This window comes from Streptomyces sp. NPDC102462, from assembly GCF_044765425.1.
Lineage (GTDB): Bacteria > Actinomycetota > Actinomycetes > Streptomycetales > Streptomycetaceae > Streptomyces.
Genome location: NZ_JBIWKB010000002.1, coordinates 194551 through 217782 on the forward strand (window position 1 = coordinate 194551; position 23232 = coordinate 217782).

22 protein-coding genes are annotated in these 23232 nt (G+C 71.5%); 11 read left to right on the plus strand and 11 right to left on the minus strand.

Translation table 11 applies throughout. From position 1 onward, the window contains the following. Nucleotides 1-22 precede the first annotated feature (22 nt). Both sdhA and ACIRFL_RS03070 read left to right on the plus strand, forming a co-directional pair. Nucleotides 23-1777, plus strand: a complete 1755-nt coding sequence (gene sdhA / locus ACIRFL_RS03065) for a succinate dehydrogenase flavoprotein subunit (protein WP_404023403.1) — start codon at nucleotides 23-25, stop codon at nucleotides 1775-1777. After that, entirely contained in the window at nucleotides 1777-2538 is a 762-nt protein-coding gene (locus ACIRFL_RS03070; RefSeq protein ID WP_404023405.1) for a succinate dehydrogenase iron-sulfur subunit, read from the plus strand. Before sdhA ends, ACIRFL_RS03070 begins: the two co-directional genes overlap by 1 nt. 134 nt (nucleotides 2539-2672) lie before the next feature. Here ACIRFL_RS03070 and ACIRFL_RS03075 read toward each other — a convergent pair whose 3' ends face one another. After that, nucleotides 2673-3290, minus strand: coding sequence for a Uma2 family endonuclease (locus tag ACIRFL_RS03075; protein WP_404023406.1), 618 nt, complete (start codon nucleotides 3288-3290; stop codon nucleotides 2673-2675). Between the two features lie 145 nt (nucleotides 3291-3435). Here ACIRFL_RS03075 and ACIRFL_RS03080 point away from each other — a divergent pair, with 145 nt between their 5' ends. Further along, nucleotides 3436-3876 carry a VOC family protein gene (locus tag ACIRFL_RS03080; protein WP_404023407.1) on the plus strand — a complete coding sequence of 147 codons (441 nt, stop codon included), beginning with the start codon at nucleotides 3436-3438 and terminating at the stop codon, nucleotides 3874-3876. Nucleotides 3877-3955: 79 nt separating this feature from the next. Here the strand turns inward: ACIRFL_RS03080 and ACIRFL_RS03085 are convergent, their stop codons facing one another. Further along, nucleotides 3956-6370 carry an MMPL family transporter gene (locus ACIRFL_RS03085; protein ID WP_404023573.1) on the minus strand — a complete coding sequence of 805 codons (2415 nt, stop codon included), beginning with the start codon at nucleotides 6368-6370 and terminating at the stop codon, nucleotides 3956-3958. Between the two features lie 169 nt (nucleotides 6371-6539). Here ACIRFL_RS03085 and ACIRFL_RS03090 point away from each other — a divergent pair, with 169 nt between their 5' ends. Continuing rightward, nucleotides 6540-7247 (plus strand): response regulator transcription factor, encoded by a 708-nt coding sequence (locus tag ACIRFL_RS03090; protein WP_404023408.1) that lies wholly within the window; start codon nucleotides 6540-6542, stop codon nucleotides 7245-7247. A gap of 146 nt (nucleotides 7248-7393) precedes the next feature. Next, nucleotides 7394-8815 carry a sensor histidine kinase gene (locus ACIRFL_RS03095; RefSeq protein ID WP_404023574.1) on the plus strand — a complete coding sequence of 474 codons (1422 nt, stop codon included), beginning with the start codon at nucleotides 7394-7396 and terminating at the stop codon, nucleotides 8813-8815. A 3-nt stretch (nucleotides 8816-8818) separates the two neighbouring features. On the opposite strand, the gene ACIRFL_RS03100 is transcribed toward ACIRFL_RS03095, so the two are convergent. From ACIRFL_RS03100 to ACIRFL_RS03110, 3 genes are all read right to left on the minus strand, one after another. After that, complete coding sequence (locus ACIRFL_RS03100; RefSeq protein ID WP_404023410.1) at nucleotides 8819-10363, minus strand: ABC transporter substrate-binding protein; 1545 nt, start codon at nucleotides 10361-10363, stop codon at nucleotides 8819-8821. A 299-nt stretch (nucleotides 10364-10662) separates the two neighbouring features. After that, on the minus strand, nucleotides 10663-11964 hold the full coding sequence (locus ACIRFL_RS03105; protein ID WP_404023411.1) for a metallophosphoesterase: 1302 nt from the start codon (nucleotides 11962-11964) through the stop codon (nucleotides 10663-10665). A 50-nt stretch (nucleotides 11965-12014) separates the two neighbouring features. Then, nucleotides 12015-12254: an SCO4848 family membrane protein gene (locus tag ACIRFL_RS03110; protein ID WP_404023413.1), complete on the minus strand. Its 240-nt coding sequence runs from the start codon at nucleotides 12252-12254 to the stop codon at nucleotides 12015-12017. A gap of 91 nt (nucleotides 12255-12345) precedes the next feature. Between ACIRFL_RS03110 and ACIRFL_RS03115 the strand changes: the two genes are divergently transcribed. Continuing rightward, nucleotides 12346-13647 carry a D-alanyl-D-alanine carboxypeptidase family protein gene (locus ACIRFL_RS03115; RefSeq protein ID WP_404023414.1) on the plus strand — a complete coding sequence of 434 codons (1302 nt, stop codon included), beginning with the start codon at nucleotides 12346-12348 and terminating at the stop codon, nucleotides 13645-13647. On the opposite strand, the gene ACIRFL_RS03120 is transcribed toward ACIRFL_RS03115, so the two are convergent. The 4 genes from ACIRFL_RS03120 to ACIRFL_RS03135 are packed head-to-tail and all read right to left on the minus strand — an operon-like array spanning nucleotide 13589 to nucleotide 16386. Further along, nucleotides 13589-14503, minus strand: a complete 915-nt coding sequence (locus ACIRFL_RS03120) for a YihY/virulence factor BrkB family protein (protein ID WP_404023416.1) — start codon at nucleotides 14501-14503, stop codon at nucleotides 13589-13591. The genes ACIRFL_RS03115 and ACIRFL_RS03120 overlap by 59 nt on opposite strands. Continuing rightward, nucleotides 14491-14916, minus strand: a complete 426-nt coding sequence (locus ACIRFL_RS03125; RefSeq protein WP_404023417.1) for a GtrA family protein — start codon at nucleotides 14914-14916, stop codon at nucleotides 14491-14493. The genes ACIRFL_RS03120 and ACIRFL_RS03125 overlap by 13 nt, the downstream gene beginning before the upstream one ends. Continuing rightward, nucleotides 14913-15893 (minus strand): decaprenyl-phosphate phosphoribosyltransferase, encoded by a 981-nt coding sequence (locus tag ACIRFL_RS03130; RefSeq protein WP_404023419.1) that lies wholly within the window; start codon nucleotides 15891-15893, stop codon nucleotides 14913-14915. The genes ACIRFL_RS03125 and ACIRFL_RS03130 overlap by 4 nt, the downstream gene beginning before the upstream one ends. After that, entirely contained in the window at nucleotides 15886-16386 is a 501-nt protein-coding gene (locus ACIRFL_RS03135; protein ID WP_404023420.1) for a phosphatase PAP2 family protein, read from the minus strand. The genes ACIRFL_RS03130 and ACIRFL_RS03135 overlap by 8 nt, the downstream gene beginning before the upstream one ends. A gap of 133 nt (nucleotides 16387-16519) precedes the next feature. Here ACIRFL_RS03135 and ACIRFL_RS03140 point away from each other — a divergent pair, with 133 nt between their 5' ends. Both ACIRFL_RS03140 and ACIRFL_RS03145 read left to right on the plus strand, forming a co-directional pair. Further along, a complete protein-coding gene (locus ACIRFL_RS03140; RefSeq protein WP_404023421.1) occupies nucleotides 16520-17875 on the plus strand; it encodes an FAD-binding protein in 1356 nt (451 codons plus the stop codon). 26 nt (nucleotides 17876-17901) lie between these two features. Further along, nucleotides 17902-18657, plus strand: coding sequence for a decaprenylphospho-beta-D-erythro-pentofuranosid-2-ulose 2-reductase (locus tag ACIRFL_RS03145; protein WP_404023423.1), 756 nt, complete (start codon nucleotides 17902-17904; stop codon nucleotides 18655-18657). Nucleotides 18658-18760: 103 nt separating this feature from the next. Here ACIRFL_RS03145 and ACIRFL_RS03150 read toward each other — a convergent pair whose 3' ends face one another. Both ACIRFL_RS03150 and trpS read right to left on the minus strand, forming a co-directional pair. Beyond that, the gene (locus ACIRFL_RS03150; protein WP_404023424.1) at nucleotides 18761-19339 is read right to left on the minus strand and encodes a 2'-5' RNA ligase family protein; all 579 of its coding nucleotides are present in this window, start codon (nucleotides 19337-19339) and stop codon (nucleotides 18761-18763) included. Between the two features lie 148 nt (nucleotides 19340-19487). Further along, a complete protein-coding gene (trpS, locus tag ACIRFL_RS03155) occupies nucleotides 19488-20501 on the minus strand; it encodes a tryptophan--tRNA ligase (protein WP_404023426.1) in 1014 nt (337 codons plus the stop codon). Between the two features lie 89 nt (nucleotides 20502-20590). Between trpS and ACIRFL_RS03160 the strand changes: the two genes are divergently transcribed. The 3 genes from ACIRFL_RS03160 to ACIRFL_RS03170 all read left to right on the plus strand — a co-directional run bounded on the left by ACIRFL_RS03160 (nucleotide 20591) and on the right by ACIRFL_RS03170 (nucleotide 23113). Beyond that, nucleotides 20591-21193, plus strand: coding sequence for an RNA polymerase sigma factor (locus ACIRFL_RS03160; RefSeq protein WP_404023427.1), 603 nt, complete (start codon nucleotides 20591-20593; stop codon nucleotides 21191-21193). Between the two features lie 52 nt (nucleotides 21194-21245). Further along, complete coding sequence (locus ACIRFL_RS03165; RefSeq protein WP_404023576.1) at nucleotides 21246-22295, plus strand: hypothetical protein; 1050 nt, start codon at nucleotides 21246-21248, stop codon at nucleotides 22293-22295. A 98-nt stretch (nucleotides 22296-22393) separates the two neighbouring features. Then, entirely contained in the window at nucleotides 22394-23113 is a 720-nt protein-coding gene (locus tag ACIRFL_RS03170) for a hypothetical protein (protein ID WP_404023429.1), read from the plus strand. Nucleotides 23114-23232: the final 119 nt, after the last annotated feature.

The window sequence follows — 23232 nt, forward strand, 5'->3', positions numbered from 1 at the left end:
CCGGGACCGAGGTATTCCACTGATGAAGATCCACAAGTACGACACCGTCATCGTCGGCGCCGGTGGCGCCGGTATGCGCGCGGCCATCGAGGCGACGAAGCGCAGCCGCACCGCGGTCCTGACCAAGCTCTACCCCACCCGCTCCCACACGGGCGCCGCGCAGGGCGGCATGGCCGCCGCGCTCGCCAACGTGGAGGAGGACAACTGGGAGTGGCACACGTTCGACACGGTCAAGGGCGGTGACTACCTCGTCGACCAGGACGCCGCGGAGATCCTGGCGAAGGAGGCCATCGACTCCGTCCTCGACCTGGAGAAGATGGGCCTGCCGTTCAACCGCACCCCGAACGGCACCATCGACCAGCGCCGCTTCGGCGGCCACTCCCGCAACCACGGCGAGGCCCCGGTCCGGCGGTCCTGCTACGCGGCCGACCGTACCGGCCACATGATCCTCCAGACGCTGTACCAGAACTGCGTCAAGGAGGGCGTGGAGTTCTTCAACGAGTTCTATGTCCTCGACCAGTTGATGACCGAGGTCGACGGCGTCAAGAGGTCGGCCGGCGTGGTCGCGTACGAGCTGGCGACCGGCGAGCTCCACATCTTCCAGGCGAAGGCCGTGATCTACGCGTCCGGCGGCTGCGGCAAGTTCTTCAAGGTGACGTCGAACGCGCACACCCTGACCGGTGACGGCCAGGCGGCGGTCTACCGGCGCGGTCTGCCGCTGGAGGACATGGAGTTCTTCCAGTTCCACCCGACCGGCATCTGGCGCATGGGCATCCTGCTCACCGAGGGTGCCCGCGGTGAGGGCGGCATCCTGCGCAACAAGGACGGCGAGCGCTTCATGGAGAAGTACGCGCCGGTGATGAAGGACCTGGCCTCCCGTGACGTCGTCTCCCGCTCCATCTACACGGAGATCCGCGAGGGCCGCGGCTGCGGTCCCGAGGGCGACCACGTCTACCTGGACCTGACGCACCTGCCGCCGGAGCAGCTGGACGCCAAGCTGCCCGACATCACGGAGTTCGCCCGCACCTACCTGGGCATCGAGCCGTACACCGACCCGATCCCGATCCAGCCGACCGCGCACTACGCGATGGGCGGCATCCCGACGAACGTCGAAGGCGAGGTCCTGGCGGACAACACCACCGTCGTGCCGGGTCTGTACGCGGCCGGCGAGGTGGCCTGTGTGTCCGTGCACGGCGCCAACCGCCTGGGCACCAACTCTCTGCTGGACATCAATGTGTTCGGCCGCCGGGCGGGCATCGCGGCGGCGGAGTACAGCCAGAAGGCCGACTTCGTCGAGCTGCCGGAGAACCCGGAGTCCCTGGTCATCGAGCAGATCGAGCGGCTGCGCACGTCCACGGGCACCGAGCGGGTGGCGACCCTGCGCCGCGAGCTGCAGGAGACCATGGACGCCAACGTCATGGTGTTCCGCACCGAGCAGACCATCAAGACGGCGGTCGAGAAGATCGCGGAGCTGCGCGAGCGCTACAAGAACGTGGCGATCCAGGACAAGGGCAAGCGGTTCAACACGGATCTGCTGGAGGCCGTCGAGCTGGGCAACCTGCTGGATCTCGCCGAGGTCATGGCGGTGTCCGCACTGGCCCGCAAGGAGTCCCGCGGCGGTCACTACCGCGAGGACTACCCGAACCGCGACGACGTCAACTTCATGCGCCACACCATGGCGTACCGCGAGGTGGGCGACGACGGCACCGAGTCCGTCCGTCTCGACTACAAGCCGGTCGTCCAGACCCGCTACCAGCCGATGGAGCGTAAGTACTGATGGCAACCCCTGTTCTGGACAAGGTGGAGGCGGAGGCCGCGTCCTCTCCCTACATCACGGTCACCTTCCGCATCCGCCGCTTCAACCCGGAGGTCTCGGCGGAGTCCACGTGGGAGGACTTCCAGCTGGAGATCGACCCGAAGGAGCGGGTCCTCGACGGCCTGCACAAGATCAAGTGGGACGTGGACGGCACGCTCACGTTCCGCCGCTCCTGCGCGCACGGCATCTGCGGCTCGGACGCGATGCGGATCAACGGCAAGAACCGCCTCGCCTGCAAGACGCTGATCAAGGACATCAACCCCGAGAAGCCGATCACGGTCGAGCCCATCAAGGGCCTCACGGTCCTCAAGGACCTGGTCGTGGACATGGAGCCGTTCTTCCAGGCGTACCGGGACGTGATGCCCTTCCTCGTGACGAAGGACACCAACGAGCCGACGCGCGAGCGGCTGCAGTCCGCCGAGGACCGCGCCCGCTTCGACGACACCACGAAGTGCATCCTGTGCGCCGCGTGCACGTCCTCCTGCCCGGTGTTCTGGAACGACGGCCAGTACTTCGGCCCGGCGGCGATCGTCAACGCGCACCGCTTCATCTTCGACTCGCGTGACGAGGCCGGCGAGCAGCGGCTGGAGATCCTGAACGACCGCGACGGCGTCTGGCGCTGCCGCACCACCTTCAACTGCACGGACGCCTGCCCCCGCGGCATCGAGGTGACAAAGGCGATCCAGGAGGTAAAGCGAGCCCTGATCACACGCCGCTTCTGACGTTCCGCACCCGCACCGCCGAAGACCCCGTTCCCCTTGGGAGCGGGGTCTTCGGCTGCTCCCGGCGTACGGCCCTGACGCCTTCGCGGCGGGTCAGGGCCCAGGTCGGCTACACCCGCTCACCGAGCGCCGTGTCACTCGCCGGGGCGCCGATCGATCGCCGTCAGATCGATCTCGATGTCGAAGGGCACGGTGAGCTTGAGGCGGTCGTGGTAGATCCCGCTGAGGGCGTAGGAGTTGGTGGCGGGGTCGAGTTCGTAGACGTAGACGACGGGGAACCCCTTGTCGTCGTCCTGCTCGACCCGCCAGAAGTGCCGGACTCCGGCCTGCGCGTACTTACGCGGCTTGACCTCGCGATCGCGTTCCCGGGAGTCGGGGGAGACGACTTCGACGGCGAGGATGATGTCCGCCGGGTCGTACCAGGTCTGACCGGGGCCGGTGTTCGCCTCGATCGGGAACACCACGATGTCCGGCTCCGGGCGGTTCTTCTGGTCCAGTTTGATCGTCATCTCCCGCAGGACGTCGAGCCGGGCCGGGGCCTGCTCCAAGAGACGGTTCTCCAGCAGACGCATGCAGCGTGCGTGGAAAGCGGTCTGCGGACTCATGAAGACGAGACTCCCGTCGATCAACTCAGTGTGCGGCGGGAGGTCCGGAATCCGGTCGAGGTCATCCGCGGTCCAGCCCTCGGCGGGCGGGATCGGCCAACGGCTTCCCGGCCCGGCGTCGATCTCGTGATCGGATGCGGCGCTCATGATTGCTCCCATGCGACGGAGTCTCGCCTGTCTGTTCAGCGTACCCAGGAGGAATACCGGCCGCCTCGCCTCATCGAGTGATCACGATGCGGTCTCCCGGGCCGGTCCCTGTTAGGGTCCGATGCGGCAGCACTAATCTGACGACATGTCAGACGAAGAGTCGTACGAGCTGCTTGGTTTTGACAACGTGCTGGTGCCCGTCGGGGATCTCGGTGAGGCCGTCGGGTTCTACGAGCGGGCCGGGTTCGCCGTCGGGTTCCGGTTCGACGAGGGCGGGATCGCGCTGCTGAACGTCGGCGCCGAGACGCCGGGCATCCTGCTGCGCGCCGAGGACGGGTTCGGTCACCGGCCGCCGCCGTGGCCCTCGCCACGGATCTGGCTGGAGGTGCCGAACGCGCGCGTGGCGGCGCGCGCGCTCTCCGACGCCGGGATCGGGACGCTCGACGAGCCGTTCGCCGTGGCCACCGGCTGGACCGTGGAGTTCGCCGACCCGTGGGGGAACGTCCTCGGGTTCACGGACTACTCGAAGCGGCCGGAACTCGCGCGACGGACCCTGAGGAGTCCGGCGGCTTCCTGCCCGGCATGACCAGGGCCGTGGTCGGCCCCGCGAGGGGAGCGGACTCGGGGTCCGGACTCCGCGCGCGGGGCCGGGCGGCAGCCGGTGGTCAGCTGACCGCGTCCACCTCGTCGTCCGCCAGTTCCAGGTCGTACACGAGCGGGCCACCGTCGACGACGACATGCCGTGCGCGGGTGCCGTGCGAGGCGGAGGTCGCCGCGAGGAGATAGGTGCCGGGACCGGGGACCGCCACGATGTACGAGCCGTCGGCCAGGGAGTCGACACGGTCGAGCTGGCGGCCGCCCTTGGACATCAGCGTCACGGTCGCGCCCCGCACCGGGTCGCCGTCGACGGAGCGGATGAAGCCGTGCACGACCGACGCCGGACCGTCGGCCGCGGGCGGTTCGTCGGCGGGCGGCCCGGCGTCGGCCGGCTCCACCGCCAGGTGCGGCAGCCGCTTGTCCAGCCACCGCGGCAGCCACCAGTTCGACCGGCCCAGCAGATGCATCACCGCCGGTACCAGGGCCGTGCGCAGGATGAACGCGTCCAGGGCGACCGCGGCGGCGAGCCCCACGCCCGCCATCGCCGCCCCCGAGTCGCCGCTGAGCACGAAGGCCAGGAAGACGCACACCATGATCAGGGCCGCCGAGTTGATCACCCGGCTGGTCTCGGCGAGGCCGACGCGCACCGCGCGCGCGTTGTCCTTGGTGTGCACCCATTCCTCGTGCATCCGGCTGACCAGGAACACCTGGTAGTCCATGGACAGGCCGAAGAGCAGGGACAGCATGATGACCGGCAGGAACGCGTTGATCGGGCCCTCCTTGCCGAGGCCCAGCAGGTCCAGGCCCCAGCCCCACTGGAAGACCGCGACCAGGACACCGAAGGAGGCCGCCGCCGCGAACAGGTTCATCACCGCGGCCGTCAGCGGCACCACCAGGGAGCGGAAGGCGATCAGCAGCAGCAGGAAGCCCAGGCCGATGATGGTCGCGACGAAGTACGGAAGCCGGTCGCCGGTGACCGACGCGAAGTCCTTGGAGACCGCGGTGACCCCGCCGACGTGGGCCTGCGCGCCCGCCTGAGGGATCACCCGGTCCCGCAGGATGTCGATGAGGTCGTCCGTCTCCTTGGACTGCGGCGAGGTGGTCGGCACGACCTGGATGACGGTGACGCCCCGCGCGGGCGGCAGCGCGACCGCCCGGGCCACCCCCGGGGTCGTCTCGATGCCCTCGACCAGGGCCTTGGTGTCACCGCCTGAGGCGACCACCTGGAGCGGCCCGTTGAAGCCGGGGCCGAAGCCCTCCGCGAGCAGGTCGTACGCCTTCCTGGTCGTCGTGGACGCCTCGTCGTTGCCCTGGTCGGTGGCGCCGAGCCGCAGCGACAGCACGGGCAGGGCGAGGACGGCCATGACGACCACCGCGAGCGCGGCGACCGTACGGGGGCGCCGCTGCACCCCGCCCGACCAGCGGGCGGCGAGCCCGCTGGCCCGCTCCGGCTCGGGCCCGCGCTCGGCGAGGCGGCGGCGCTGGCGGCGGCTGAGCACCCGCGGGCCGAGGAAGCCGAGGAACGCCGGCAGCAGCGTCGTCGCGGCGAGCACGCTCAGCACGACCGTCAGCGAGGTGCCGATCACCACGCCGTCCAGGAACCGCAGGTTGGTCACCAGCATGCCGGCCAGCGCGATGCACACCGTGCCGCCCGCGAACAGCACCGCGCGGCCAGAGGTGTTCAGGGCGGTGACCGCGGACTCCTCGGGATCGGTGCCCCGCAGGATGCCGCGCCGGTGCCGGGTGACGATGAAGAGCGCGTAGTCGATGCCGACGCCCAGCCCGATCAGGGTCGCAAGGAGCGGGGCCAGGTCGGGGACGTCGGTGACATGGCTGAGCAGCTGGGTGGAGAACAGGCCGGTGCCGACGCCGAAGACGGCGACGCCGATGGGCAGCAGCATCCCGAAGAGCGAGCCGAAGGCCAGGAAGAGCACGACGGCCGCCGCGATGATCCCGACCAGCTCGGCGAGCCCGGTCGGCGGCTCCTGCACCCGCTGGATCGCCTGCCCGCCCAACTCGACCTGCAGCCCGTCGCGTTCCGCGCCCTGCGCGGTGTCGACGACGTCCTGCACCAGCTCCTTGGGCACGGACTGGGCGCGCTCGGTGAAGGTGATCTGCGCGTACGCGATCCGTCCGTCGCGGCTGATCTGCGCGGCGCCCCGCTCCCCGGTGTAGGGGCCGGAGACGGCTCCGACGCCGTCCATCCCGGCGATCTTCTCCAGTGCGGGCTCGATCCTGGACCGCACGTCCTGGTCCCGGACCGTGCCCGTGCCGGCCTTCCACACCAGTGTGTCGGTGTCCCCGGACGTCTCCGGGAAGGCCCGCTCCATCAGGTCGTACGCGCGCTTGGAGTCCGTGTTGGGGAGGGAGAACACGTTCGCGTAGTCCGTGCCCGCCGCCGAGGCCGAAAAGCCCAGCCCGCCGAGCGCCCCCACCCACACCAGCAGGACCACCAGCCGGTGCCGAAAGCACCACCGTGCCAATGCCGCCACGTTCAAGGCTCCTTCACTGTTTCGGTCGGTCGGTCCCCCAGGTCCTGGGCAACAGGATTGGCGCCGGCACCCGCGCGTGCACACGACGCGCCCATGACTCTCAAGGAACTCCAAAGGGCGAACGAGCCCGGCTGTCAGTGGTCCCGCCGATACTGGGGGCATGACGACGGCTCCAGGCACCGTGCTGGTCGTGGAGGACGAGCCGAGCATCGCGGACGTCCTCGCCATCGCCCTGCGCTACCACGGCTTCGAGGTGATGATCGCGGGCACCGTCCGGGAGGCGCTCGCCGCGGCCGGGCGCACCCGGCCCGACGTGGCCCTGCTCGACGTCATGCTGCCCGACGGGGACGGCCGCGCACTGGGCCGTGAACTGCGCGCCGGCCGGCCCGATCTGGCGCTGGTCTTCCTCACCGCACGGGACTCGCCCGCGGAGATCGTCGGCGCCCTCGGCTTCGGCGACGACTACATCACCAAACCGTTCAACATCGACGAGGTGGTCGCCCGGATCGGCGCGGTGCTGCGCCGCACCCGGCCCGCCGACGTCATCCCGCAGCGCCCGCCGCTGCGCTACGGCGATCTGGAGCTGGACGAGACGACGTACTCGGTGCGCCGCGCGGGCCGCACGGTCGAGCTGACCCCCACCGAGTACGCGCTGCTGCGTTTCCTGGTGCGCAACGGCGGCCGGATCGTGCCCAAGGAGCAACTGCTGCGGCATGTCTGGCAGTACGAGCACACCCCGGCCGAGTCGACCGTCGTCGAGACCTACATCAGCTATCTGCGCCGCAAGCTGGACGCCCTGGGGCCGCCGGTGATCACCACCCGGCGCGGTGTCGGATACGGGCTGGGCGCCCCGCGGAAGGCGCCGTGATGCGCCGCCGGCCGGCCGCCGCGTGGCCGGCCGTCCTCGCGCGGCGCAGCCGCAAGCCGGGGCTCTCCCAGGCCTCTTCGGGGAGCGGGGAAGCGCAGCGGACCCGGCTCGGGCCGCTGGGCAGGGGGCGCCGTCCCTCCCGTGGCATGCGCTCCCTGCGCGGCAAGCTGACCCTCGCCAATGTCCTGCTGCTGGCCCTCGGCATCGCCGCGGCCACCGCGGTGAGCCTGATGGGCATGCGGCACTATCTGCTCCAGCAGGTCGACGCCAAGCTGGACAAGTCCCGCCGGTCGCTCGCCGATTCCCGTCTGACGCTGCGGCAGATCGACTCGCTGGCCGCGCTGGCGATCGTCCGGGACCGGTTCGTGCGGCCGCCGATGAGCGAGCGGCCCCGCCCGGACTCGCTGTTCGCGGTCGTCGACGCCCGGGGCGGGGTGCTGCCCCTCGCCGGGTTCCCGCCCACCGAGAGCCAGCGTGCGCTGGCCGACGCGATCGGCGGCCCGGCCCCGCTCGCCGCCCTGCCCGAGCCGCGCGAGATCACCGTCGCCGACGCCTCGTACCGGGCGATCGGTGTCCGGCTCGCCGACGGCAACTACGTCCTGCTCGCCAACTCGACCGACGCCCTGCACAAGGGCATAGCCAAGGCGCTCAGGCTCGATGTGGCCATGGGCACGCTGCTGCTGGCGCTGCTGGCCTGTCTGACCCTGTTCAATGTGCGGCGCCGGATGCGGCCGCTTGAGGACATGGTGGAGACGTCCTCGGCGATCGCGGAGGGCGACCTCGCCCGCCGGGTGCCCTCCAGCCGGGAGACCACCCTGGAGGTGGAGCAGTTGCGGCTCGCCCTCAACTCCATGCTCCACCAGGTGGAGTCGGCGTACCGCACGCGCGAGCGCAGCGCGGCCCAGCTGCGCCGTTTCGTCGCCGACGCCTCGCACGAGCTGCGCACCCCGCTGTCGGCGATACGCGGCTACCTCCAGCTGTACGACAGGGGCATGCTGCGCGAGCCGGAAGAGCGCAAGCGGGCCTGGGACCGGATGAACGGCGAGGTGGACCGGATGGGGCGGCTGGTCGACGAACTGCTCACCCTGGCCCGCCTCGACCAGCGGCCCGAACTGCGGCTGCGGAACGTGGACGTGAGCCGGCTGGTGCGGGACGCGGCACAGGACCTGCGGGCCCAGCAGCCGGACCGTCCGGTGACCGTGGCCGCGGACGGCTCCGTGCTGGTGCGCGCGGACGAGTCGGGCCTGCGCCAGGTGCTGGGCAACCTGGTGGCCAACGTCCGTACGCACACGCCGGCCGGTGTGCCGGTGCGGCTGGGTGTGGAGCGGGCGGACGGGCTGGTGCGGCTGTGTGTCGCGGACGAGGGTCCGGGGCTGGCCGAGGAGGACGCGACACGCATCTTCGACCGGTTCTTCCGCGCGGGCGGCGGGGCGGGCAGCGGGCTGGGGATGGCGATCGTGCAGGGCGTGGCGCGGGCGCACGGCGGACAGGTGGCGGTGCGGACGGCCCCCGGTCAGGGGCTGGCCGTGACGGTCACGCTGCCGTGCCGGGCGCCCGTGGCGCCGTGACGGTCAGATCCAGTTCAGCTGCCAGAGCCGGAACACGCCGGTGCCGTCCGAGAGGTACTGTCCGCCGCCGACGTCCTCGTTACTGACCACGTACTCCTTGCGCTGCCACAGCGGGATCAGCGGCACGTCGGTGGCGATGTGCGCCTGCACGTCACGGAAGTCCTGGGCGACCCGGCTGCGGTCGGCGTACTGCTGGCTTGCCTGGATGAGGGTGTCGACCGCCTTGTTGGTGTAGCCGGTGCTCATGGTGGAGCCGGTGCCGACCAGCGGGGAGCCGAAGGTGTCCGGGTCGGGGTAGTCGGCGACCCAGCCGACCGCCCAGGCGTCCATCTTCCCGGCGGCCCAGCGCTTTTGGAAGTCGGTCCACTCGTACCCCTTGACGTCCACCTTGAACAGGCCGCCCGCCTCCAGCTGCTTCTTCAGCGCGGCGGACTCCTCGGCGCCCGCGCCGCGGCCCTTGCCGTAGCCGAAGGTGAGGCGCACCGGCAGGGTCACCCCGGCCTCGGTGAGCAGTTCTTTCGCCTTCGCGGTGCTCTGCCTCGGGTAGGTGTCGAAGAACGACGTGGTGTGGCCGGTCAGTCCGGTCGGGATCAGCGAGTACAGCGGGTCGACGGTGCCCTCGTACACGGTGGCGGCGAGTTCTTCGCGGTTGACCAGCCAGGCCATGGCCTGGCGCACGCGCGCGTCGTGCAGCGGTGAGCCCGCGCGGGTGTTGAGGTACAGGTTGCGGGTCTCGGCGCTGTCGGACTCGGTGACGCGCTGGTTCGGGTCGCTCGGGTTGAGCCCGGACAGGACCTTCGGCGGCAGGGTGCGGGTGGCCACGTCGATCTGTTTGCCCTGCCACGCCTTGTCGAGGGCCTGCGAGTCGGCGTAGTACCGCAGTTCGATGGGCTTGCCGGTGCCGTTCAGGTTGCCCTTGTAGTGGGTGTTCGGCGCGAGGACGGCCCGCTGGTCCTTTGTGTACGCGGTCAGCCGGTAGGGGCCGGTGCCGTCGGCCCCGGAGCCGGTGCGCAGGCTGTCCGCCGGGTACTTGTCCTTGTCGACGATCGCGCCGGCGCCGGTGGCCACCTTGAACGGGAAGGTGGCGTCGGGCGAGGACAGGTGGAAGGTGACGGTGGTGGCGCTGTCGGCGCTCACCGAGCCCAGGGTGGAGAACAGCGACGCAGGACCGACATCGGAGTTGATCTTCTTGACCCGGTCGAAGGAGTACTTGACGTCCTCGGCCGTCAGCACCCGGCCGCTCGGGAAGACGATCCCGTCGCGCAGCGTGCACCGGTACGTCTTCAGGTCGCTGCCCTTGAACGCGCAGCTCTGCGCCGCGTCCGGCACGGGCTGTACGCCGCCTGGTTCGAACGTCAGCAGCGACTGGAAGACGTTGCTGAACAGGGCCCAGGAGCCGGCGTCGTAGGCGCCTGCCGGGTCGAGCGAGGTGACGGCGTCCGTCGTACCGACCGTGATGGACTTGTTCTTGTCCCCTTGCGACGGCAGCAGTTGCCAGCCGCCTACTCCCACGACCGCCAGTACGAGCAGCGTCACGAGAATCCGCATGCGAACCGATCGCATGGTGGTGCCCTCCCCGGGCCTTCCGCGGCCCTACCCCTGGCGTTGCATATATGCCACATCCCCTTCGTGGCGCGGCTCACCTAATCACACGTGTTTCACCTGGGGGAAGAGCAATCGGGCGAGATGTGCCGGAACTTACGTCACGACGGTTACCGCCCGGTTTCACAGGGTGCCCACAGGGCCCGGGCCGCGCGCTGCCGCCACCTCCTCCGCACCGTCATGACCTGCGTGTTTCCCTGTTCTCGCCCGCGTTCACGCGGGGTCGGCGGCACCGGCAGCCGCGCTCAGGCGTGCCGGGACGCCAGTTGCACGACCGTGATGTCCGACGGCGCCCCCACCCGGGTGGGCGGCCCCCACGCGCCCGCGCCGCGGCTGACGTACAGCTGGGTGTCGCCGTAGCGCTCCAGGCCCGCCACCGTCGGGTTGGCCGCCGCCGCGAGCAGACTGCCGGGCCACAACTGCCCGCCATGGGTGTGGCCGGAGAGCTGGAGGTCGACGCCATGGCGTACGGCCTGATGGATCTGCACGGGCTGGTGGGCGAGGAGCACACATGCGCGTGCGGGGTCACGGTCGGCGAGTGCTCTCTCGTAGTCCGGGCCCTGGCCCTCGCTCTCGCCCTGTACGTCGTTGACCCCGGCGAGGTCGAAGCCGGGCAGTTCGGTGCGGGCGTTCTCCAGCGGGCGCAGCCCGAGCCGGCGCACCTCCTCGACCCACTGCTCGGCACCGGAGAAGTACTCGTGGTTGCCGGTGACGAAGTACGCGCCGTGCCGGGCCGAGAGCTGCGCGAGCGGCGCCGCCGCCGGGCCCAGGTCGGGGACGCTGCCGTCCACCAGGTCGCCGACGACCGCGATCAGATCGGGCTGGGTCGCGTTGATCGTGTCGACGACCCGCTGCGCGAAGCCCCGGCCGAGGACCGGCCCGAGGTGGATGTCGCTGACGACGGCGATGCGGAACCCGTGTGCGGAACGCGGGAGTTTGGCCAGCGGGACCGTGACATGTTTCACACTCGGTCCGCGCAGCACGCCGTAGGTGCCGTAGCCGACGGTCGCCACGGCGGCCGTGGCCGCCACCCCGCCCACGACCCGCGACACGAAGAGCCGGCGCGACGGGTCCTGCGGGCCGTGCTCCGGGCCGGTTTCCGGGCCTGTGTCCGGTCGGGGCTCCGGACCTGCGTCCGGTCGGGGCCCCGGCGCCGGCTGCTGCGCTTGCGGGGCCGGTGCCGTACCCGCCGGCACGGCCACCGGGACGGGCACGGGCCGGAGTGCGCGTCCACGCGTCAGACGGCGCAGCAGGGGCCGCACCGCCTCGCCGGCCACCACCGCCAGCAGCAGGTAGAGCGCCAGCGCCATCCACAGGAAGCCGGGCCAGGCCAGGGCGCGCTGGAGCCAGAAAGGCGCTCCGGAGCGCTCGGCGACCAGTGCGGCGACCAAGAGGACCGGGCCCGCGACGAACACCGCCGTACCGGCCCGGCGGGCGCGTCCCGGCGCCGCCGTGGTGTCGCGGACCAGGCGCCGCCAGACGTACCAGTGCAGCCCGGCCACGACGGCCAGCACGGCCAGGGCGACGAGCACTAAGACGATGACCACTGTGTGGTGTCCTCGGTCTTCCGTTGCGAGTGTTCCGTTATGACGTCCGGCTATGAGGTCCGGCGCAGTGCGCGCAGCCCGCGCAACTCGATGCCCCCGATGACCGTCCCCCATACGAAGGAGACGACCGCCAGCAGCAGATGCACCCAGAAATAGGCCGTCGGATGCCCGTCGTCGAAGGCGAGTCCGCTGCTGTCCTTGACGAGGTTCTTGACGAAAGTGACCCAGATGACCCAGCTCCACACCCCGAAGGCGAGCAGGAACCAGGACACCGGGCGGCTGAGCTTCATACGCCCAGTATCGCGGTCGGCTGTCCGGATCCCGGTTGGGGGTGGGGCGGGCGACGGGACTTCACGGCCCGCGACAGGTACGTTCTCGACCGTGCCCGCACCTTATAAGATCGCCAGACGATCCCTTCTGGTATGTTCTGCCGCATTTTTGGCATTTTCCCTCGCGTCTACTCTCGCGGCGCCGGTCGCCCTCGCGGCTCCACGCCCGTCGGCCACGCCCCCGGCGCAGATGTCGACGGTCGGCGGCGCCCGCCTCGGCCAGGCCGGTACCCAGGTCGACCTGGGTACCGGGGCGCCCGTGCTGCCCAAGGGACTGACCGCGCGCTCCTGGCTCGTCGCCGACGCCGAGACCGGCGACGTGCTCGCCGCCCACAACGCACACTGGCGCCTGCCCCCGGCGAGCACGCTGAAGATGCTGTTCGCCGACACCGTGCTGCCGAAGTTCCCCAAGTCGACCGAGCACAAGGTGGCGTCCTCCGACCTGGCGGGCGTCGGCGCGGGCTCCAGCGTGGTCCCGGTGCACGAAGGCGAGACCTACACGATCCGCGACCTGTGGCTCGGCGTCTTCCTGCGCTCCGGCAACGACGCCGTGCACGTGCTGTCCGCGATGAACGGCGGCGTCAAGGACACCGTCAAGGACATGCAGGCGCACGCCGAGGAGTTGCAGGCCCTCGACACGCAGGTGGTCAGCCCCGACGGCTACGACGCGCCGCGACAGGTCTCGTCGGCGTACGACCTGACGCTGTTCGCCCGCTCCGGACTCCAGAAGAAGGACTTCCGCGAGTACTGCTCCACGGTCCGGGCGGATTTCCCGGGCGAGACCAAGAAGGTCAAGGGCAAGAAGGTCCGCGGCACCTTCGAGATCCAGAACACCAACCGGCTGCTGAGCGGCGACGCCGACATGTCCGTCTACGACGGGATCGCGGGCGTGAAGAACGGCAACACCACCAAGGCGGGCGCCACCTTCACCGGCGTCGCGGAACGCGGCGGCAGGGTGCTGCTGGTCACCGTCATGAACCCGCAGAAGAACGAGCACAACGAGGTCTACAAGGAGACCGCGAAGCTCTTCGACTGGGGCTTCGCCGCGGCCGGCAAGGTGCGGCCGGTGGGCGAGCTGGTGCCGCCGAAGAGCGCGGTACCGGCCGGCGGGCAGCCGGGCGCCACGGCGTCCGCCGCGGAGGCGGGCGGTGGCGGCGCCGCGGGAGGCACCGCCGACGGCGGGTCCCCGGCGAAGCCGGCCGGCGCCTCCGCCACGGGCGGTTCGGGCGGCGCGGGTATCGCGCTGGCCATCACCGGCGGGCTGCTGGTGCTGCTGTCCGGCGGGGTGTTCCTGATCAATCGCCGCTGGCCGCTGCCGGACCTGGTGCGCCGTCGGACGACGCCCCGTCCGTGACCGGTGCTTCCTTGCTCTGCGTCGCCGTCCAGGCGGCGCAGAACAGCACCAGTTTCGAGGTGAAGTTGATCCACAGCAGCAGGGCCACGGGCACGCCGAAGGCCCCGTACATGCTCTTCGTGGCGACACCCTGGATGTAGCCGCTGAGCAGCAGCTTGAGGAGTTCGAAGCCGACCGCGCCGATCAGCGCGGCCACCACCAGGCGGCGGCGCGGCGGATCGACCCCGGGCAGCAGGGTCAGGACGTAGAGCAGCAGCAGGAAGTCGGCGAGCACGGCGACGGCGAACGCGACGACGCGCAGCAGCACACTGCCCCAGCTCGCCCTGCCCAGGCCCAACTCGTCGGAGATCCAGCCGACCAGGGCGGAGGCCACCGTCGAGATGACGATGGTCGCGAGCACCGCGCCACCGAGGCCGACGAGGACGCCCGCGTCGACGGCCTTGCGCACGATCGGGTTGCCCTCGCTGTCCGGCCGCTCCCACACCGCCCGCAGACAGTCACGCATCTGGCCGACCCAGCCGATGCCGGTGAACAGCAGGACCGCGCCCGCGATGAGGCCGACGGTGCCCGCGTTCTGCACCAGGGCGTTGATGTCCAACTGGGCGGAGATGCCGGGGACCTGCTCGGCGATCTTCTTCTGGAGCTGCTGTTGCTGCGCCGTGCTCAGCGTGGCGGCGGCGATCGCGGCGGCCACCGTCAGCAGCGGGAACAGCGAGATGAAGCTGATGAACGTCATCGCCGCCGCCAGCCGCGTCCACTTCACCCGGTCCAGGCGCTCGTACGCCTGCCACGCGTGCGTGGCCATGAGCCACGTGACGAGCGGTCCTACTCCGGGGAGCCTCTTCAGCCAGTCCATGATCCGACTCTGCCCTCGGCGGGGAACACCAATGTCCGGGTACCCCAGAAACGCAGGACCGTGGCGAGGGCCATGCCGATACCGGCACCGGAGACGGTGTCGGCGCACTGCGAGGTGAGCCCGAGGCCGTAGTGGCTGACGACGATGCACAGGAGCTGGACGAGCGCGCCGGCGAGGTTCACGGCGACGAAGACGGCGTACGGGCGCAGGCCCCGCGGCTGCGCGTGGCGGTAGGTGCCGCGCGCGTTGCCCACGTAGGCGACCGTACAGCCCGCGACGAAGGACACGGTCTTCGCGGTGACCGGATCGAGTCCGGCGGGGCCGCGCAGACAGCTGAAGACGGCCAGGTCGGTGGCGTAGGCGAGGAGTCCGGCGGCGGCGAAGCCGAGCAGTTCGCGCCGGGCGACGCTCACCAGTTCGCCACCGCGAGCCCGTACATGGCGAGCCAGGCCAGTCCGATCAGGGCCAGCGCCCGGTCGCGCAGGACGACGTCCTCGGGTTCGCCCGCGGTGCCGCGGTCGGCGAAGACGGCGTAGCGGAGGATCGCGAGGATGAAGGCGACCATCGACAGCTGCCGCCAGGGCAGCACGCCCGCGTGCGGCGCGCCGCCCTCCTCCAGGGCCCACATGCAGTACGCGAGGACGGCGACCCCCGCGGCCAGCTGCCAGACGAAGCGGAGGTAGCCGGTGGTGTACTCGGTGAGCAACGCGCGCGTGGCGCCCGGTTTCCCGGCCATCTGGAGGGCTTCGGAGTAACGCTTGGCCGACACCATGAACAGCGCCCCGAAACCGGTGGTGATCAGGAACCAGCGGGACAGCGGGATGCCGAGCGCGAGCCCGCCGATCATCGCGCGCATCACGAAGCCGGTGGTGACGACGGCGAGATCGGCGACCAGCACGTGCTTGAGGCTGACGCAGTACGCCAGTTGCATCGCGACGTAGGCCGCCAGGAGGGCCGCGACGGGGGGTGCGGTCAGCCAGGCCGCGGCGGCCGGCGCGAGCACCGCCAGGGCGGCTCCCACGGCGTACGCGACGGGTACGGGGACCTGTCCCGCGGCGACCGGGCGGCGGCACTTGGTCGGGTGGGCGCGGTCGGCCTCGGCGTCACGGGCGTCGTTGATCAGGTAGACGGCGGCGGCGCAGGCGGTGAACAGGACGAAGACGAGCGACACCTGGGCCAGCGCATGCCGGGAGAAGAGCTGCCCCGCGGCGGCCGGGGCGGCGGCGACGAGACTGTTCTTGACCCACTGCTTGGGCCGGGTGGTCCTCAGCAGGCCGCCCAGAAGGGTGCCCTTGAGCGGGCGCGCGGACGGCACGGGAGGCTTGCGCCGCTCCGGCAGCGTGGCTTCCCCGGCGTGCATGCCGTCCCTGAGGGGCGCGGTCTCAGTCACGGCCGCCCCCTGTCATCCAGCGCGCCCCGAGCCGCGCCGCGAGCGCCCCCAGGGCCGCTCCGGCGGCGACGTCGGAGGGGTAGTGGACGCCCACCACCAGGCGGGACAGGCACACGGCGGCGGCCAGCGGCGGCAGCCCGTACGCGCCCAGCGACCCGAACGCCACCGCGGCGGCCGTCGCCGAGGCGGCGTGCGAACTCGGGAAGGAGTACCGGCCGACGGTGCGCACAAGGGGCTCGATGTGCCCCGGGCGCCCCCGGCGCACCAGGCGTTTGACGCCCGAACTGGTGAGGTGCGCGCCCGCGACGAGCGCCGTGCCGCGCAGCCAGGAGCCGCGCCGCGCGCCGTCCGCGGCGGCTCCGACGAGACCCGCCGCGAGCCACAGCGCGCCGTGCTCACCGGCCAGGGACAGGCCGCGTGCGGCGGACGCGACGCGCGGATCGGCACCGCGGGCGCGGAGTGCAGAAAGGATCCGGTGGTCCATGTCGTCCATGTGGACTCACTGTTCACGCCCGCGCCGCCAGAACTACGGCAATATTGAGCGACATCCCATTAATCACCCATTTCGGGGAGGGATGGGATGTTTCTAAATTAATCGCTCACATTGGGGCGATACGGTCTCCGGCATGTCTGGAGCCATGGTTTCCGTCACCGGGTGGGGCCGCACCGCCCCCACCTCCGCCCGGCTGGTGCGTCCGCGGACGTACGAGGAGGCCGTGGCCGCCGTCCGCGGCAGCGGGGCCCGCGGCGGCATCGCCCGGGGCCTTGGCCGGGCCTACGGGGACGCGGCGCAGAACGCCGGCGGCGCCGTGCTGGACATGACCGGCCTCGACCGCATCCACGCCATCGACGCCGACGGCGGCACCGTGCTGTGCGACGCGGGCGTCTCCCTGCACCGGCTGATGGAGGTGCTGCTGCCGCTCGGCTGGTTCGTGCCGGTGACGCCCGGCACCCGCCAGGTGACGGTCGGCGGGGCGATCGGCGCCGACATCCACGGCAAGAACCACCATGTCTCCGGCTCCTTCTCGCGCCATGTGCTCGCGCTGGAACTGCTCACCGCCGACGGCGAGATCCGCGCGGTGGGCCGCGGCACCCCCCTGTTCGACGCGACCACCGGCGGAATGGGCCTGACCGGGGTGATCCTGACCGCCACCGTGCGGCTGCTGCCGGTGGAGACCTCGTACATGTCGGTCGACACCGAGCGCGCCACCGACCTGGACGACCTGATGGCCCGCCTGACGGCCACCGACCACCGCTACCGCTACTCGGTCGCCTGGATCGACCTGCTGGCCCGGGGCGCCGCCACCGGCCGCGCCGTGCTCACCCGCGGCGACCACGCGCCCCTGGAGGCGCTGCGCGAGGGCACGCGCGCGTGGCGGCGCCCGCTGTCCTTCCGCCCCCGGCAGTTCCCGCCCGCCCCGGCCTGCGTACCGGAGGGCCTGCTCAGCCGGGCCGGTGTGGGGCTGTTCAACGAGATCTGGTACCGCAGGGCGCCACGCGCGCGTACCGGCGAACTCCAGCGGATCCCCGCCTTCTTCCACCCCCTGGACGGCGTGCCCCACTGGAACCGGATCTACGGCCGCGGCGGCTTCGTCCAGTACCAGTTCGTCGTCGGACACGGCCACGAGGACGCCCTGCACCGGATCGTGCGCCGCATCTCCGGGCGCCGGTTCCCGTCCTTCCTGGCCGTACTCAAGCGCTTCGGCGAGGCGGACCCCGGCTGGCTCTCCTTCCCGGTGCCCGGCTGGACGCTCGCCCTGGACATCCCGGCGAACCTGCCCCGGCTCGGCGCCTTCCTCGACGAGCTGGACGAGGAGGTCGCCGCCGCCGGCGGACGCGTCTACCTCGCCAAGGACTCTCGGCTGCGCCCGGACCTGCTCGCCCCGATGTACCCCCGGCTCGCCGACTTCCGGGCGCTGCGCGCGGAACTGGACCCGCGCGGGGTGTTCGTCTCGGACCTCGCCCGCCGCCTGGACCTCTGAGAAGCCCCAACCTCCAAGGAGCTGTAGTGAAGGACGCCTTCGGCCTCCCCCAGTCCCTGCTCGTCCTCGGCGGTACGTCGGACATCGCGCTGGCCACCGCGCGCCGGCTGATCGCCCGCCGCACCCGCACCGTGTGGCTCGCGGGCCGTCCGTCGCCCGCCCTGGACAAGGCCGCCGAGGAACTGCGCGGCCTGGGCGCGGACGCCCGCACCGTCGCCTTCGACGCGCTCGAACCCGAGTCGCACGAGGCGGTGCTCGGCAAGGTCTTCGCGGAGGGCGACGTCGACATGGTGCTGCTCGCCTTCGGGATCCTCGGCGACCAGGCGCACGACGAGCGGGCACCGGTGAGCGCGGTCCGGGTCGCGCAGACCAACTACACGGGCGCGGTCTCGGCGGGCCTGGTGGCGGCCGCCGCGCTCCAGACGCAGGGCCACGGCTCCCTGGTGGTCCTCTCCTCGGTCGCCGGCGAGCGGGCCCGCCGCTCCAACTTCATCTACGGCTCCAGCAAGGCCGGCCTGGACGCCTTCGCCCAGGGCCTCGGTGACGCGCTGTACGGCACGGGCGTGCACGTCATGGTCGTACGTCCCGGGTTCGTACGGTCGCGGATGACGGCCGGCCTCGACGAGGCGCCCCTGGCGACCACACCGGAAGCCGTGGCCACGGCCATCGAACTGGGCCTGCGCCGCCGCACGGAAACCCTCTGGGTCCCGGGCCGGCTCCGCCTCATCATGACAGCCCTACGCCACACCCCCCGCCCCCTGTTCCGCCGCCTACCGCTCTAAGCCCCGAAAGGGGCGCGGGGAACTGCGCGACAAGCCCCCACCGACCCGCACACGACCGACAACCCCCAAGCCCAGCCACAATCCGGCCGCAGCCAAAGGAAACTCAACGCCGGACGATGGTCCCCCACGCCGCATGCCCCGCCTGCGGCGGCACCACCGTCCCCCCGAAGGTGAACTCCCGCAACTTCCGCCACACACCGTCCGCCCCCTGCTCGTAGAGCGCGAACCCGGTGCACGGCCACTCCGCCTCGAACCCGGCCAGCTCACGGAACGCCCGGTCCATCGCCGCGTCGTCGATGCCGTGCGCCACGGTGACGTGCGGGTGGTACGGGAACTGGAGTTCGCGGGCCAGCGGCCCCGACCCGTCGCGGACCCGTTTCTGCAGCCAGGAACAGGACTCCGCGCCCTGCACGACCTGGACGTAGACCACCGGCGACAGCGGCCGGAACGTGCCCGTGCCGGACAGCCGCATCGGGAACGGCCGGCCGGCCGCGGCGACCCGCGTCAGATGCGCCTCGACGGACGGCAGCGCGAAGTCGTCCACCTCCGTCGGCGGCAGCAGCGTGACGTGCGTGGGGATGCCGTGAGCCGCGGCGTCGCCGAAGCCCGCGCGCCGCTCCTGGAGCAGGCTGCCGTGAGGCTCCGGGACCGCGATCGACACGCCGATCGTTACGGTCCCCACGTCGTCTCCTGTCGTCGTCTCGGCTGGGTTGCCGGATTCGTACTCAGCCGTCCGGCTATCGACTGTACGGCCACGGCTGTGCCGTGGGCAGGCGCAGCCGAAGTGATGTGCGGCGCTCTGCCCGAAGGCCCGTGTGCGGTGGTGCGCCTCAGTGCTTCGCGGGCAGGAAGCCCACCCGGTCGTAGGCGCGGGCCAGGGTCTCCGCGGCGACGGCGCGCGCCTTCTCCGCGCCCTTGGCGAGGATGGAGTCGAGCGTCTCGGGGTCGTCCAGGTACTGCTGGGTGCGCTCCCTGAACGGCGTCACGAACTCCACCATGACCTCGGCGAGGTCGGTCTTGAGCGCCCCGTACCCCTTGCCCTCGTACTTCGCCTCCAGCTCGGCCACGCCCGTGCCGGTGAGCGTCGAGTAGATCGTGAGCAGGTTGCTCACGCCCGGCTTGTTCTCGACGTCGTAGCGGACGACCGTGCCGGTGTCGGTGACCGCGCTCCTGACCTTCTTGGCGGTGGCCTTGGGATCGTCGAGGAGGTTGATGAGGCCCTTCGGCGTGGAGGCCGACTTGCTCATCTTGACGGACGGCTCCTGAAGGTCGTAGATCTTCGCCGTCTCCTTCAGGATGTACGGCTTCGGCACGGTGAAGGTCTCGCCGAAACGGCCGTTGAAACGCGTCGCGAGGTCACGGGTCAGCTCGACGTGCTGGCGCTGGTCCTCGCCGACCGGGACCTCGTTGGCCTGGTAGAGCAGGATGTCGGCGACCTGGAGGATCGGGTAGGTGAACAGGCCGACGGAGGCGCGGTCGGCACCGTGTCTGGCGGACTTGTCCTTGAACTGGGTCATGCGGGAGGCCTCGCCGAAGCCGGTGAGGCAGTTCATGACCCACGCGAGCTGGGCGTGCTCGGGGACGTGGCTCTGGACGAAGAGCGTGCAGCGCTCCGGGTCGAGACCGGCCGCGAGGAGCTGGGCGGTGGCGAGCCGGGTGTTCGCGCGCAGTTCCCTCGGGTCCTGCGGGACCGTGATCGCGTGCAGGTCGACAACCATGTAGAACGCGTCGTGGGACTCCTGCAGGGCCACCCACTGACGAACGGCGCCGAGGTAGTTGCCGAGGTGGAACGAGCCTGCGGTCGGCTGGATTCCGGAGAGCACGCGGGGACTGTCTGAAGCCATGTTCACCATTCTCTCAGGTGTCGCGGCCCGATCCCGAACCGATCGGAAACGGGTGGGAACCGATTCGTCCTGGGCGGTGTATCAAGAGCGTGAGGACGCGGGAGGGGGGCCGCATCGTCGATGAGGCCGCGGTGATCGCACGTGTACGCGCCGGAGAGCCGGAGGCGTACGCGGAGCTGGTGCGGGCCCACACGGGCATCGCCCTGCGGGCGGCGGCGGCACTCGGGGCGGGTGCGGACGCGGAGGACGTGGTGCAGCAGGCGTTCGTCAAGGCGTACTGCGCGCTGGGCCGATTCAAGGACGGCGCGGCGTTCAGGCCCTGGCTGCTGTCGATCGTCGCCAATGAGACGAGGAACACAGTGCGGACGGCGGCGCGGCAGCGCACGCTCGCCGGCCGGGAGGCGGCCTTCGTGGAGGCCGAGCCGCTGATACCGGAGACGGCGGACCCGGCGGTCGCCACGCTCCGCACGGAGCGCCGCGCGGCCCTCCTGGCCGCCCTGGACCAGCTCAGCGAGGAGCACCGCCTGGTCGTCACCTACCGCTATCTCCTGGAGATGGACGAGCCGGAGACCGCCCAGACACTCGGCTGGCCCCGGGGGACGGTGAAGTCCCGGCTGAACCGCGCCCTGCGGAAGCTGGGCCGGCTGCTGCCGGAATTCGAGCCCCGGGAAGGGGGTGAGGAGCGTGACTGAGCCGTACGACGGCGAAGGCGGGCGAGCCTTCGGGGACGCCCGGGGCCGGGGCCTGCGCGGCCGGGGCCCACGCGGGCGGGACCGTGGACGGTCCGGCGGGTCCGCCGCCGCCCGGCTGCCGGAGGAGCTGCGGGCACTGGGCCGGTCACTGGGCGCGCCCGGCGGCGACGGTGCCGCGGGGGCGACCGGCTCCGAGACGATGGCCGAGCGGGTGCTCGGGCAGATACTGGCCGAGCGGGTGCCGGTCCCGGTGGCCGAGCCCGCGGGTGCGAGGGGGCGGCTGCGCGCGGTCCGGCGCTGGACGCGGCTGCGGTGGCGTTCGCTGACGGCGACGCTGTGCGGTCTGCTGGCGGTGCTCGCGCTCACGCCCCCGGTGCGTGCGGCGGTCTACGACTGGTTCGGCTTCGGTGGCGTCGAGGTGCGCTACGACCCGTCGGCGGTGCCCTCCCCCGGTTCCGAGGTGCCCGGCTGCGGCCGCTCGCTGTCCCTCGGGCAGGCGAGGCAGCGGGCCGGGTTCGAGCCGCTGGTGCCCGGCGCGCTCGGGGTGCCGGACTCGGTGACCGTGACCGGCGGGCCGGGCCGGCGGCCGGTGCTCGGCATGTGCTGGCGTGAGCGGGGTCATGTCGTCCGGCTCGACGCGTTCCCGGCGAGCCTGGATGCCGGCTTCTCCAAGACCGTGCGCGAGCGACCGGAGTGGATCGATCTGCGTCCGGCTTCGTCGGCGCAGGACATGCCCGACTACGCGCTGTGGTTCCCGCTGCCGCACCTGCTGAAGTTCTGGCTGGTGGACGCGGACGGCGACCGCTATCGGCGTCAGGTGCGCACGGCGGGGCCGACCCTGCTGTGGATCCACCACGCGGGGGCGGACGCCGGGACGGGCCCCGGCGGGTCCGAAAGCGGGGCCGGGTCGGGCGGAGCGCGGGACGGGGCGGTGACGCTGCGTCTGGAGGGCGTGGAGTCGCGGGCGAGGGCGGTGCGGATCGCGAGGTCGCTCGTCACGATGTCCGGGCTGTCCGGGCTGTCCGCCGGGCAGGCCGAACCGCGCGGGTCCGAGGGCTTCGCGGCCTCCTCGGCGCCGCCGGCATCGGGTTCCTCGAAATAGTGCGTGCGGGAGGGGAACCCCGGCGGTTCGGGCGGTGTACCAGAAGTGACATACGGCTCGCGGGCGGGCCGCAGGGCTTTGACCGGTAGGGGGATCGGATGGCGAGAGGCAGGGTTCGTGAACTGACGGCGCTGAGCGGGATGGTGGCCGTCCTGCTCGGGCTGTTGTTGTGGGGAGCGTCGACCGCGGTGGCGGGCGGTCCGACCAGTGTGCTGGTGACCTCGCCCCAGAGCGGGGAAACCGCCGCGCGGTACTTCTCGGATGAGGAATACGGACAACTCCAGCGGCTGCTGGGCCCGGAGAACCGGGGTTCGCGCGAGAGGCCGCCCGAGGCAGAGCCGGACTCCGCCCGTCAGATCAATGTGACCTGGCTGGCGCACGACATATGGCCCTGGCGCATGGACCGGGTCTTCCCCACGGACTCCAAGTCGGGGGCGGTCTGGATCCACACGGCGGCCCATGTGTCCGAATCACTGAACGGCTACTGGCACCGCGCCGAACACCCCGACCAACTGCGCGCCTTGCTGGGGAAGTTGGGCGTGATGAGCAACAAGAACAGGCAGGCGGGCTACACCGGTATCTTCCCGGGCCCATGGGAGTCGGAGAGCCCCGGCACGGCGGACCGGACCGAGGAGTCGACCACCACGGTCTCGATCGAAACCGGGGAGGACGGCACCGACTGGTGGTGGGCGATACGGGGCGCGGCGGGGGGTGCCGCTCTTGCACTGGTGCTGCGGTCCCTGGTGCCACGGCTGGCACCGGCCCTGCGGCGCGGTGACCGGGAGCCGGGACCCAGGCAGGAACTGCGGGACATGTGAGAGCGCACGCGGACACGGCCCCGGACCGGTCGTCGGCGCCGGCTCCCCGATACCGCCGTCCGGCGGCCCGGCGCCGGGCCGGACCGCCATGGGAGGAACCACGAAGGGAGCTTGATCGG